The organism is Nonomuraea sp. NPDC004186 (assembly GCF_053603495.1).
The window spans coordinates 1-11,505 of sequence record NZ_JBSGFQ010000047.1 but is presented as its reverse complement, the minus strand read 5'-3'; the positions used below and the strand labels follow the sequence as shown (position 1 = coordinate 11,505).

The following is an 11,505-nucleotide window of genomic DNA, read 5'->3' as shown; positions in this document are numbered from 1 at the left end:
TGCGAAACCTAGCATTCGGCCCGCCTCGGAGGTACCACTACTCGAAGGGGCCTGTATCACAGAGGAGAACTCATGCGGCGGGGATGGGTGCTCGCGCTCGCGTCATTGACCATCGTGCTCGTCGTGGTGGACCTGACCGCCGTGACGATCGCGCTGCCCGACATCCGCTCCGGCCTGGGGGCGAGCCTGCCCGAGGTGCAGTGGGTGGTGGACGCGTACGCGCTCACGCTGGCCGCGGTCCTGTTACCCGCCGGGGTCCTGGCCGACCGCTACGGCAGGCGCCGGCTGCTGACGATCGGGGTCTCGGTCTTCACCCTGGCCTCGCTGGCCTGCGCCCTGGCCCCGACGGCGCCCCTGCTCGACCTGGCCAGGGGCGTGCAGGGCCTGGGCGCGTCGGCGCTGTACGGGACCACGACACCGTTGATCGCCTCCGTCTACCCCGAGGGGCCGGAGCGGGGCAAGGCGCTCGGGATCTTCAGCGCGGTCTCCGGCCTGGCCATGACGCTGGGCCCGGTCGTGGGCGGGGCGCTGACGGGGGCGTTCGGCTGGCGGGCGATCTTCCTGATCAACCTGCCGATCGGCGCGTTCGTGCTGGTGGCGCTGCGGCAGCGGGTGGCGGAGTCGCGCGGCAGAGGCCATCTCGACCCGGCGGGGATCGTGCTGGTCGCGGCGGCGCTGTTCGCGATCATCCCGGCGCTCATCCACGACCTCCCGTGGCTGCTGGTGGCGGGGCTGGTCCTGCTGGCGGCGTTCGTGGTCGTGGAGCGGCGCTCGGCCGAGCCGATGATCGACTTCGGGCTCTTCAGGAACGGGGTGTTCGCGGTCGGCACGGGAACGACGCTGCTCATGCTGGCCGCGCTGCTGGGCGCGTTCACGTACCTCACCCTGTACGTGCAGGGCGAGCTGCACACCAGCCCCGTCGAGGCGGGCACGCGTTTCCTGGCCTTCAGCGCGGCGGCCGTCATCGGGCCCGTCGCGATCGGCCGGGTGCTGCACCGGTGGCCGATGGGCGTGCTCATCGCCGCCGGCCCGGCGCTGATCGCGGTCGCGCTGCTGGTCATGAGCGTCCCCGCGGCCGACCCGTGGACGCCGATCATGTTCGGGCTGTTCCTCGGCGGCCTGGGCCTGGGCGCCGGGAACGTCGTCGCCAACCAGGTCGGCCTGACCGCGCCGATGGACCGGGTGGGCATGGCCACCGGCGTCGTGAACACGGTCAAGCAGATCGGCACGGCCGTGGGCGTGGCCGTGCTGGCGGCGCCGTACCGGGCGGGGGTCACCTCGATGTTGCTGGTGGCGGCCGGGCTGGCGCTGGCCGGAGCGCTGCTGCCGGTGGCGCTGCTCCGGCGCGCAGGTCAGAAGGTGTAGCTCATGTGCTTGATGCCGTTGATGAAGTTGGACAGCAGGTGGTCGGGCTCGCCCACGGCCTTGATGTGCGGCACGCGGGTGAACAGCTCGCGGAACATCACGGTCATCTCCCTGCGCGCCAGGTGCGCGCCCAGGCAGTAGTGCGGCCCGGGCCCGCCGAAGCCGACGTGCGGGTTGGGGTCGCGGGTGATGTCGAAGGTGTCGGGGTCGGCGAAGACGGCCTCGTCGCGGTTGGCGGAGTTGTAGAAGAGCAGCACCTTGTCGCCCTTCTTGTACCGCATGCCGTTCATCTCGTGGTCCCGCGTCAGCGTGCGGCGGAACTGGATCACCGGTGTGGCGTAGCGGATGATCTCGTCGCACGCGGTGACGATGTGGCCGTCGAAGTTGTTCAGCAGGATCGCGCGCTGGTGGGGATGCTCGGTGAAGAGCCTGAGGCCGTGCGCGATGGCGTTGCGGGTGGTCTCGCTGCCCGCCACCACGAGCAGGATGAAGAACGACCCGAGTTGCTGCGGGCTGAGCCGCTCCTCGCCGTTGACCAGCAGGCTGACCAGGTCGCCCGTGGGGCGCTTGCGCCGCTCGTCGCCGAGGCGGGCGGCCAGCCGGTTGAGGGAGTAGCCGGCGCGCAGCAGCTTGCCCAGGCCCTTGGCGACGTTGCGGCGGGTGAGGTCGGTGCCGACGCCGGTGTACTCGGGGTCGGTGTTGCCCAGGATGACGTTGGTCTGCTGCAGCACCATGTCATGGAACTCGGCCGGGATCCCCATCATGTCGCAGATGACCCGTACGGGGAGCTTGGCGGCCACCTGCGCGACGAAGTCGCCCGGCCCCTGCTCGATCGCGTCGTCCACGATCTCGGCGGCGGCCCTGGCGAGGTCCTCCTCCATCTTCGCCAGGATGCGCGGCGTGAACGCTCTGGAGACGATCCGCCGTAACTGCGCGTGCTTCGGGTCGTCCATGTTGATCATGGAGCCGAAGTACACGCTCAGCCAGCGGGGCATGTCGGGGATGCTGTTGGAGCAGGGCTCGCTGCTGAACACGGCTGCGTTCCTGCTGGCCTCGGTCACGTCGGCGTGGCGCACCAGGGCGTAGAAGCCGGGGCCGCCGCCGATGAACGGCACGATCTGCTCCCGCATGAAGACCGGGCGGTCCATCTGTCGCAGCCTGCGAAAGGCCTCATTGCGCTCGGACTGCGGCAGGCCCCAGAACGGGATCTGCGACAGGTCCAGGTCGGCGGACAGTGTCATATCACACAAGCCTTCTGCAAGTGCCCACTTACGTCAAGAGGCACTTACCGGTGCTTCCCGATCAGATCGGCTGCCTTTTCGCCGATCATGATAGCCGGGGCATGGGTGTGGCCGCGGTTCAACGTCGGCATCACCGACGCGTCGACGACCCTGAGCCCTTCGACTCCGCGTACGCGCAGGGAGGGGTCGACCACGGAGGCGTCGTCCGTCCCCATGCGGCAGGTGCCGACCGGGTGGTAGAGCGTCTCGCCGCGCTCGCGCACCCACCGCGCTAGCTCCTCGTCGCTCTCCGGCGCCCAGTACGGCGCCATCGGCCCGCCCGCCCACGGCTTCATCGCGGCCGTGGCGAAGACCTGCTTGGCCGTCTTCAGCCCCGCGACCAGGCGTTTGACGTCGGCCTCCGCGCTCAGGTAGCCGGGGTCGATGACCACGTCCCGGCCGTTGAGCCCGACCCTGCCGCGGCTCTCCGGCTGCAGCAGCACGACGCCGACGGTGAGCCCGTGGCCGGTCGGCGGGGTGAGGCCGTGGTCGACGAACGGCCCGGGCGCGAAGATCAGCTCGATGTCGGGGGCGGGCTCCTCGGCCGAGGTCCTGATGAACGCGACCGCCTCGCCCACGTTCGTGGTGAGCATGCCGGAGCGCAGCACGATGTAACGCAGCAGGTTGCTGATCGACTCGGCCTTGGTCAGCGTCACCGGCTGCTTGCATTCGACGTACACGCCGCTCGAAAGGTGGTCCTGGAGGTTCTTGCCGACCTCGGGCAGCTCGTGCACGACCGTGACCCCGGCGTCGCGCAGCTCGTCGGGGGCGCCCACGCCGGAGCGCATCAGCAGGTACGGGGACCCGATCGCGCCCGCGGACAGGATGACCTCACCCTTGGCCCTGACCTGGGCGCCGCCGCTGTGCTCGATGCCGATCGCGCGCCTGCCCTCGAACACCACCCGGTCCACGGTGGCCCCGGTGATCACGTGGAGGTTGGGCCGGCCCTTGGCCGGGCGCAGGTAGGCGTCGGCCGAGCTCCATCTGCGGCCCCGGTTCTGGGTGACGGGGGTGGGGCTGTAGCCCTCGTTGGAGGGGCCGTTCAGCTCCTTGAGCCGGGTGAGCCCGAGCTCCTCGCACGCCTTGAGGAAGGCGGCGGTGGTGACGTTGGGACTGCGCAGCTCGGAGATGTAGAGGGGCCCGGAGGTGCCGTAGACGCCGCCCTCGTTGCTGCCGACGCGGTGCTCGGCCCTGGTGAAGTACGGCAGGACCTCGCCGTACGACCAGCCGGGCACGCCCCACTGGTCGTAGTCGCGTTCGCAGCCGCGCACCCACATCTGGGCGTTGAGCGAGGACGAGCCGCCGATCACGCGGCCGCGGGGCCAGTAGAGCTCGCGGCCCGACATCTCGCCCTGTTTGGCCGTGGTGTAGTTCCAGTCGTAGTCGGTCTTGAACAGCTTGGCGAAGCCCGCGGGCATGCGGATCTCCAGTTTGTCGTCCTGGCCGCCCGCCTCGACCAGCGCGACCGTCACGCCGGGATCGGCCGAGAGCCTGTTGGCCAGCACGCACCCGGCGGATCCCGCCCCGACGATCACGTAGTCGTACTCCATGGCTCCTCCAAGTAACTTGTTACTTGCTTACTCCAGGCCGGGCGGCACGTCCATACGCAGTTGTGACCTCCGTTACCTACCGGTCGGTATGGCCTGCTGCGAGGATGGCGCCCAAGCCCCGGCTTTGAGGAGGAAGGCGTCATGCTCAACCTGTCGACCGTCCTGGAGGACAGCGCCAGGAACACCCCTGACGGCACCGCCATCGTCTTCGGCGACATGCGACTGCCGTACTCCATGATCGACACCATAGCCAACCAGGTCGCGAACCTCCTGGTCGCCCGCGGTGTCGGCAAGGGGGACAAGGTGGCGCTGGCGTGCCCCAACCTGCCGTATTTCCCGTTCGTCTACTTCGGCATCCTGAAGGCCGGCGCCACGGTGGTGCCGCTCAACGTGCTGCTGCAGTCGCGGGAGATCACCTACCATCTCGGCGACAGCGACGCCAAGGCCTTCTTCTGCTTCGAGGGCACCCCCGAGCTGCCACTGGGCGAGCGCGGCAAGGCGGGCTTCGAGGCCGCGGAGGGCTGCGAGCACTTCTTCGTGCTGCCCGCGACCCCGCTCGCGACCGAGTCCGAGTACGGCGAGTCGGTCTGGGCGGCGCTGGGCGGCATGGCGGGCGAGTTCGAGACCGTGCAGACGTCGCCGGACGACACCGCGGTGATCCTCTACACCTCGGGCACCACGGGCCAGCCCAAGGGCGCCGAGCTCAGCCACCAGAACATGCTGCTGAACGCCATGGTCAGCGACAAGATGTTCCCCCGCTCCGACGAGGGCGACACGTACCTGGCGGTCCTGCCGCTGTTCCACTCCTTCGGCCAGACCGTGGTCATGAACACCGGCTTCCTGCGCGGCGCCACCGTCGTGCTGCTGCCGCGCTTCGACCCGGGCGACGCGCTGGCGCTCATGGCCAAGGAGGGCGTCACCTTCTTCGCCGGGGTGCCGACGATGTACTGGGGCATGCTCACCAAGATCCACGCGGACGGCGTGGAGGTCCCCCGCTCCCTGCGCGTCGCCGTCGCGGGCGGCGCGTCCTCGCCGGTGGAGGTGCTCAAGGACTTCGAGCGCACCTTCGGCATCGGCATCCTGGAGGGGTACGGCCTGTCGGAGACGTCGCCGGTGGCCAGCTTCAACCAGCTCGGCCGTCCCACCAAGCCCGGCACCATCGGCACCCCGATCTGGGGCGTGGAGATGAAGCTGGTCGACGGCGACTGGAAGACCGTCGAAGGCGAGGGTCCCGGCGAGATCGCCATCCGCGGCCACAACATCATGAAGGGCTACTACGGCCGCCCGGAGGCGACGGCCGAGGTGATGAACGACGGCTGGTTCCGCACCGGTGACATCGCCACCCGTGACGCGGACGGCTACTATTCCATCATCGACCGGGCCAAGGACATGATCATCCGTGGCGGCTTCAACGTCTATCCGCGGGAGCTCGAAGAGGTCCTGATGACCCACGAGGCCGTGTCGCTGGCCGCCGTGGTGGGGGTCGCGCACGAGTCCCACGGCGAGGAGATCAAGGCGTACGTCATCCCCGCGCCGGGCTCTGCGATCACCGAGGACGAGCTGATCGCCTGGGCCAAGGACAACATGGCGGCCTACAAGTACCCCCGGATGGTCGAGTTCCGCGACTCCCTGCCGATGACGGCCACGGGCAAGATCCTCAAGCGCGAGCTGCGGTAACCGGTCGACTCCTTTCCCTCAGGCGCGGGCACTCTGCCCGCGCCTTTCTCTTTGTGGAGGTCTCGTGGCGGACGGGTACGTCGTCATCACCGGAGGGCCGGGCGCCGGGAAGAGCACCCTGGTCGAGCACCTCGCCTCGCTGGGGTTCCGGGTGCAGCCGGAGGCCGGGCGGGCGATCATCCGGGACCAGGTGGCGATCTCGGGGCCGGCGCTGCCGTGGCTGGACCCGGAGCTGTTCGCCGAGCTGATGCTGGCGTGGGACCTGCGGTCCTACCACGCCGCCTCGGGGACGGGGCCCGTGGTCTTCGATCGGGGGCTGGTCGACACGATCGGATATCTGCGCATGCTGGGACGTACGGTGCCGCGGCATCTGCACAACGCGGCGCGGACGTACCGCTATCACCGGCGCGTGTTCGCCGCGCCGCCGTGGCCGGAGATCTACGAGCACGACAGCGAGCGGAGGCAGAGCCTCGGGGAGGCCGAGCGGACGTACGACGCGGTCGTGCGGGCCTACGCCGACTACGGCTACTCGGTGGTCACGCTGCCCCGGGCGCCGGTCGAGGAGCGGGCCGCCTTCCTCATCCGCGCGGCCGGCTGGCCGGCACGTACGTGAACGACACCGCCTCCATCAGCGGCCGGCGCCGGGTGTTGTGGAAGGACGCGATGCGCCACCTGTCGTCGGCCTCGCGGACCAGCGTGTACGTCTGCACCTTGGCCAGCTTGGCGGGGCGCTTCTTGGCCACGTCTCCCCTGCCGGTGACCACGGCGGCGCCGGGACCGTAGAAGCGCACCTCCGTGATCTCGTTGAACATCTTCGTGCCCTTGAGCACCGTGTCGAAGAGGGCCTGGTGACCGGCGGCCAGGTCGTCGCGGCCGTGGTAGACGGTGCCGACGAAGGTCGTGTAGCTGGCGTCCTCCGTGAAGCATGCCCCGTACGCGATGCCGTCGCCGCGGTCCCAGGCGCCCTCCAGCTCGGTGAACAGGTTCTGGATCTCGCTGGTGATCATTTCCGCTCCCTCTGATATTATTTGCACTGGTTAAATCTCTGCTCTCATGCAGATATCAACTTAAGGAAGAGGAGTTGGGCTTGTCAACCGACCCGAGCGCCGTCTTCCGGCGCTACCTGAGCGCGATGGTGCTCAACAGCCTGGCCGCCGCCGAGGCCGCCGGGCTCAACGCCACCGACTACTACGCGCTCAACCTGCTCGACCTCACCGGCCCGCTCACCTCCGGCGAGCTGGCCGCCCAGACGGGGCTGACCACCGGCGCCACGACGCGGCTCATCGACCGGCTGGAGCAGGGCGGGTACGCACGCCGCGCGCCGGACCCCGCGGACCGGCGCAAGGTGATGGTCGAGTCGGTGGGCCGGCCGGAACGGCTCGACGAGGTGCTGGCGGGGACCAGGGCCCGGCTGGCCGAGCTGCTGCAGGGCTATCCGGAGGCGGAGCGGACCACGTTGTTCGACTACTTCGAGCGGGCCGCGACGGCGTACCGGTCGGCCACCGACGAGCTCATCGCGGCGCGGGACGCATGACCCGACGCCTGGCCCTCTTCGACCTGGACAACACGCTGATCGACCGGCTGGCCGCCTTCGAGCTGTGGGCCGCCGAGTTCGCCGCCGGGCGAGGGCTCGGCGAGGGGGCGGCGGCGTGGATGGTGGCGACCGACGCGGACGGGTCCCTGCCCATGGACGCGTTCTTCGGGCTGGTACGCGAGCACTTCAGGCTGGCCGAGCCGGCCGACGAGCTGTGGGCGGCGTACCGGGCCCGGCTGCCGCACCTGGTCCACTGCCCCGGTGAGGTGCTCGACGGGCTCGACCGGCTTCGGGCGGCCGGATGGGCGGTGGGCATCGCGACGAACGGGATGGCCGACAACCAGACCGGCAAGATCGAGCGTACGGGGCTCGCGACCCGCGTGGACGGCTGGGCGATCTCCGGGGCGGAAGGCGTGCGGAAGCCCGACGTTCGGCTGTTCGAAATCGCGGCCGGGAGATGCGGCGCATCGCTGGAATCGGGCGGCTGGGTCATCGGCGACGACCCCGAGAAGGACGTCGAGGGCGGCCGCCGGGCGGGGCTGCGGACGATCTGGATCGACCGGGGAGTCACCGGCGGGGTCGTGGCCGATCACACGGTGACCGACGCGCTCTCCGCCATCGAGCTGCTAATCCAGCTGAACTGAACCGCCCGGATCGATAGCGTGGCCGGATGCGGGACAGGCCGGATGCTTTCGACGAGGGGTTGCTGCTGCCCGCGCTCGGCGCGTGGGGCATCGGGGCGCGCACGCTGGACTACGCGCCGGTCGGCTTCGGCGACTACCACTGGGTCGCGGACGGGCGCTGGTTCATCACGGTCGCGGACGTGCGGCGGCGCGGCTTCGACGGGCTCGGGCTGGCCATGGACACGGCCGCCGCGCTGCGGGCCGAGGCGGGGCTCGACTTCGTGGTGGCGCCGCTGCGCACCGCCGACGGCGCGACGCTCCTGCGGCTCGACCGCCACCGGTGGGCGATGAGCGTCTTCCCCTACGCGAACGGTCTCGCCGGCGAGTTCGGCGAGGAGCGGCCGGCCGGAGACCGCGCCGCGATCATCGACCTGCTCGCCACCCTCCATGCCACGCCGCCGCCCCTGTCCACTCCCCCGCGCCCCCTGGAGCTCTCGGGCCGGGCCGTCCTGGAGCAGGCGCTCCAGGACACGCGCCGGCCCTGGCCGGGCGGCCCGTACGCGGAGCCCGCCAGGGAGGTGATCGCCGACCACGCCGGAGTGCTGCGCCGCAGGCTCGCGGAGTTCGACCGGACGGCGGCCGGCGCCGGCGAGCCCGTGGTGACGCACGGCGAGCCGCACCCGGGCAACCTGCTTCGGTCCGGCGAGCGGTGGCTGCTGGTCGACTGGGACACGGTGGGGCTGGCGGTGCCCGAACGCGACCTGTGGCTGGTCGCCAGGGACGCCGACGACCTGGCCCGCTACGCCGACGCCACCGGCCGCACGCCCGACCCGGCGGCGCTGGAGCTCTACCGGCTGCGGTGGGCCCTCGACGACGTGGCCGAGTTCGTGGAGTGGTTCCGCTCGCCGCACGGGCGCACGCCGGACGCCGAGGAGAGCTGGGACGCCCTGACGGGCACCCTCAAGACGCTGGCCTCCTAGGGTGACGGCCGGGCGATCCACCACGCACGACATCGAGATCCGCGACGACATCGTGATCAAGCGATACCGCTCGTGGGAGCGTGGCGAACACCGCCGCGAATGGGCCGCCCTCAACGTGCTCGCCGAGCACGCCCCCGGTCTCGCGCCCGCTCCCGTGCGCGCCGACCTCGACGGATCGCCGCCCACGGTGGTCATGAGCCGCCTGCCCGGCACCCCGCTCCGCGGCCTCCCCACCGGCCCCGAGCAGGTCCGCGCCCTCGCCACCGCCCTCACCCACCTCCACCACGCCATCTCCGGAGCAGACCCCCTCGACTCCACCTCCCGGCACTCCCCCGACCCCACCCCCGGGCACCCGCTCGAACCCACCCCCGGGCACCCGCTCGAACTCGCCACCGGGCACGTGCTCAAGCCTGCCGCCTGGCATCCGGCCGCGGCCGTCGCGCACGTGCGCGCCCTCGCCGCCGCCCACCCCGACCTGGGCGACTCCCCCGGCGCCCGTCGGGCCTTCACCCTCGGGACGGCCTGGCTGTCCGACCCGTCCCTCGACCGGCTGCCGGTCAACCCGTTCCCGCCCGTGCTCGGCATGGCCGACGGCAACCTCGCCAACTACCTCTGGGACTCTGACACCGCCCGCGTCCACATCATCGACTGGGAGGACTCCGGCCTCGCCGACCGTGCCTTCGAACTCGCCGAGGTCGCCGAGCACATCTCCCACGTCGACGGCGACCTGGACAGCGACCTCCTCCTGGCCCACCTCGACCTGGCACCGGCGGAGGCGGCCCGCGTCCACGAATTCCGGCGGCTGCTCGCGCTCGGCTGGCTCCTCATGCTCGGCCCCGACGGCCCCGCCACCCGCCGCAATCCCCCCGGCACCCTCGACCGCCAGGCCGAACGCGTGCTCGCCCTCCTGGATTCGTGAATCTTACTCTTGCTTCAATGCATACTGTAGCCATATGGTCACCCTTAGCAATGACGTTCGCCAAAGGAGATCACGTGGGCAGGCACGCCAAGCCCCATAGTCCCAAGGACGAGCTACCAGAGCCCCAAGAGGACTCCACCGAGGACGAAATCCACACCAGTCGCGGAAAACACGCCAAGGACCGGCAGCCCTCACAGTAGACGCGCATCGCTCCCCACCAGGGGACGGCGCCCCGGGAGATCGATCGCCTGGCCGCGGCAGGCCTGGTGGGCGCTCGGAAAGCAGGCAACATGCGGATGGCCAGCGCCGACACGAACGCGGTCGTGGCCCGCCCGCTGACCGAGTTGCTCGCCTTGACCTACGGCCCGGTGGCCGTGCTCGGCGAGCAACTGTCCGGCATCGCCGGCATCGAGGAGGCCTGCATTCACGGCTCCTGGGCCGCACGCTACTCCGGCGAGCCGGGCAGGGTGCCGAACGACGTGGACGTCCTCGTCGTCGGCATCAGTGAGGTGAGAACAAGGACGTGCCGACGGCGGAACGAGGCCGAGTACCCGCGGCCGGGCGCTCCGCGATTCACGGCGGACGATGTTCGCGCCGACATACCGATGGTCGAAGCGATCCTTGCGATTGCGGCAACGGTGCTCGACGAAGTGCGACCCTTCTGACGGGCGGACGAGACCCTGATCGCCGCGGATCAGCAGCGTGGCCGCCTTGATGCCGCGCGGCCGTCCGCGAGGCTGAGCCGCCTGCCCACATCCCACTGGATAGTTGCGCGCTGAAATAAGTAGAGGATAGTCTCGCACTAAATCTTCCAGTGCTGAACTAACTGTGGAACGGAGCACCGGCATGCACCCAAGCGACCTCACCGGCACCTACACCCTCGACCCCGCGCACAGCCGGTTCGGCTTCGTGGCCCGCCACGCGATGGTCACCAAGGTTCGCGGCGACGTCCCCGTCAAGGAGGCCACCGCCTTCCTGGACGCGGGCGACCCGGCCGCCTCCACCGTTCACGTGGTCCTCGACGTGGCCGGCATCCAGACCGGCAACCAGCACCGCGACGACCACCTGCGCACCGGCGACTTCCTGGACGCCGCCGCGCACCCGTACATCACCTTCGACGCCACCGACGTCAAGCACCTCGGCGGCGACAGCTTCGAGGTCACCGGCGAGCTGACCATCCGCGGCGTGACCCGGCAGGTCACCGTCCCCCTCGACTACACCGGCACCGCGATCGACGCCCAGGGCCTGACCCGGGTCGGCTTCGAGGGCAGCACGGTGATCAACCGCAAGGACTTCGGCATCACGTACAACGCGGTTCTGGAGACGGGTGGTGTGATGATCTCTGAGAAGGTCACGCTCGAGTTCGACCTGTCCGCCGTCAAGGCCGCCTGATCACCGCACGTCGCCACCCCGGCGCCACGCCCGCAGTACCAGCACGAGTCCGGCCGTGTAGGCGAGGGCGTACCAGAGGGGCAGCGGGGCCCCGGTCACCGCGGCGGCGAGGCTGACGGCGCCGACCAGGGCCAGCAGCGTCGCGGGCCCCGGCGGGGGCCGGCGGGGCGCGGGGGGCCCCCCGG

13 protein-coding genes are annotated in these 11,505 nt (G+C 70.6%); 9 read left to right on the top strand and 4 right to left on the bottom strand.

Annotated elements, in window-relative coordinates:
- Positions 1-72 precede the first annotated feature (72 nt).
- Entirely contained in the window at positions 73-1,365 is a 1,293-nt protein-coding gene (locus tag ACWEPL_RS33015; protein WP_452438501.1) for an MFS transporter, read from the top strand.
- On the opposite strand, the gene ACWEPL_RS33010 is transcribed toward ACWEPL_RS33015, so the two are convergent.
- Positions 1,353-2,606: a cytochrome P450 gene (locus tag ACWEPL_RS33010; RefSeq protein WP_363966317.1), complete on the bottom strand. Its 1,254-nt coding sequence runs from the start codon at positions 2,604-2,606 to the stop codon at positions 1,353-1,355. The two genes, ACWEPL_RS33015 and ACWEPL_RS33010, sit on opposite strands and share 13 nt — an antisense overlap.
- Positions 2,607-2,650: 44 nt before the next feature.
- On the bottom strand, positions 2,651-4,195 hold the full coding sequence (locus ACWEPL_RS33005) for a GMC family oxidoreductase (RefSeq protein WP_452438500.1): 1,545 nt from the start codon (positions 4,193-4,195) through the stop codon (positions 2,651-2,653).
- Positions 4,196-4,336: 141 nt separating this feature from the next.
- Between ACWEPL_RS33005 and ACWEPL_RS33000 the strand changes: the two genes are divergently transcribed.
- Together ACWEPL_RS33000 and ACWEPL_RS32995 are read left to right on the top strand one after the other, a co-directional pair.
- On the top strand, positions 4,337-5,872 hold the full coding sequence (locus ACWEPL_RS33000) for a long-chain-fatty-acid--CoA ligase (protein WP_355204674.1): 1,536 nt from the start codon (positions 4,337-4,339) through the stop codon (positions 5,870-5,872).
- 64 nt (positions 5,873-5,936) lie between these two features.
- Positions 5,937-6,485, top strand: a complete 549-nt coding sequence (locus tag ACWEPL_RS32995) for an AAA family ATPase (protein ID WP_364258663.1) — start codon at positions 5,937-5,939, stop codon at positions 6,483-6,485.
- Here ACWEPL_RS32995 and ACWEPL_RS32990 read toward each other — a convergent pair.
- The gene (locus tag ACWEPL_RS32990; protein ID WP_452438499.1) at positions 6,451-6,879 is read right to left on the bottom strand and encodes an SgcJ/EcaC family oxidoreductase; all 429 of its coding nucleotides are present in this window, start codon (positions 6,877-6,879) and stop codon (positions 6,451-6,453) included. The two genes, ACWEPL_RS32995 and ACWEPL_RS32990, sit on opposite strands and share 35 nt — an antisense overlap.
- Before the next feature lie 80 nt (positions 6,880-6,959).
- Between ACWEPL_RS32990 and ACWEPL_RS32985 the strand changes: the two genes are divergently transcribed.
- The 6 genes from ACWEPL_RS32985 (at position 6,960) to ACWEPL_RS32960 (ending at position 11,320) form a co-directional block, all read left to right on the top strand.
- The gene (locus tag ACWEPL_RS32985; protein ID WP_363966324.1) at positions 6,960-7,406 is read left to right on the top strand and encodes a MarR family winged helix-turn-helix transcriptional regulator; all 447 of its coding nucleotides are present in this window, start codon (positions 6,960-6,962) and stop codon (positions 7,404-7,406) included.
- Entirely contained in the window at positions 7,403-8,050 is a 648-nt protein-coding gene (locus ACWEPL_RS32980; RefSeq protein WP_452438498.1) for an HAD family hydrolase, read from the top strand. The genes ACWEPL_RS32985 and ACWEPL_RS32980 overlap by 4 nt, the downstream gene beginning before the upstream one ends.
- Before the next feature lie 26 nt (positions 8,051-8,076).
- Positions 8,077-9,009, top strand: a complete 933-nt coding sequence (locus ACWEPL_RS32975; protein WP_452438497.1) for a phosphotransferase family protein — start codon at positions 8,077-8,079, stop codon at positions 9,007-9,009.
- A gap of 1 nt (position 9,010) precedes the next feature.
- Positions 9,011-9,928, top strand: a complete 918-nt coding sequence (locus ACWEPL_RS32970; RefSeq protein WP_452438496.1) for a phosphotransferase family protein — start codon at positions 9,011-9,013, stop codon at positions 9,926-9,928.
- 290 nt (positions 9,929-10,218) lie between these two features.
- Positions 10,219-10,593: a hypothetical protein gene (locus ACWEPL_RS32965; RefSeq protein WP_452438495.1), complete on the top strand. Its 375-nt coding sequence runs from the start codon at positions 10,219-10,221 to the stop codon at positions 10,591-10,593.
- A gap of 181 nt (positions 10,594-10,774) precedes the next feature.
- On the top strand, positions 10,775-11,320 hold the full coding sequence (locus ACWEPL_RS32960; RefSeq protein ID WP_452438494.1) for a YceI family protein: 546 nt from the start codon (positions 10,775-10,777) through the stop codon (positions 11,318-11,320).
- Here the strand turns inward: ACWEPL_RS32960 and ACWEPL_RS32955 are convergent.
- Positions 11,321-11,505: hypothetical protein (locus ACWEPL_RS32955; RefSeq protein WP_452438493.1), on the bottom strand; the 185-nt coding region annotated here is incomplete at its 5' end. It abuts the gene before it with no gap.

What these genes read in the sequence shown, in the direction of transcription:
- ACWEPL_RS33015 (WP_452438501.1), top strand. Translation starts at nt 73, where the DNA reads ATGCGGCGGGGATGGGTGCTCGCGCTCGCGTCATTGACCATCGTGCTC.
- ACWEPL_RS33010 (WP_363966317.1), bottom strand. Translation starts at nt 2,606, where the DNA reads ATGACACTGTCCGCCGACCTGGACCTGTCGCAGATCCCGTTCTGGGGC.
- ACWEPL_RS33005 (WP_452438500.1), bottom strand. Translation starts at nt 4,195, where the DNA reads ATGGAGTACGACTACGTGATCGTCGGGGCGGGATCCGCCGGGTGCGTG.
- ACWEPL_RS33000 (WP_355204674.1), top strand. Translation starts at nt 4,337, where the DNA reads ATGCTCAACCTGTCGACCGTCCTGGAGGACAGCGCCAGGAACACCCCT.
- ACWEPL_RS32990 (WP_452438499.1), bottom strand. Translation starts at nt 6,879, where the DNA reads ATGATCACCAGCGAGATCCAGAACCTGTTCACCGAGCTGGAGGGCGCC.
- ACWEPL_RS32980 (WP_452438498.1), top strand. Translation starts at nt 7,403, where the DNA reads ATGACCCGACGCCTGGCCCTCTTCGACCTGGACAACACGCTGATCGAC.
- ACWEPL_RS32975 (WP_452438497.1), top strand. Translation starts at nt 8,077, where the DNA reads ATGCGGGACAGGCCGGATGCTTTCGACGAGGGGTTGCTGCTGCCCGCG.
- ACWEPL_RS32965 (WP_452438495.1), top strand. Translation starts at nt 10,219, where the DNA reads ATGCGGATGGCCAGCGCCGACACGAACGCGGTCGTGGCCCGCCCGCTG.
- ACWEPL_RS32960 (WP_452438494.1), top strand. Translation starts at nt 10,775, where the DNA reads ATGCACCCAAGCGACCTCACCGGCACCTACACCCTCGACCCCGCGCAC.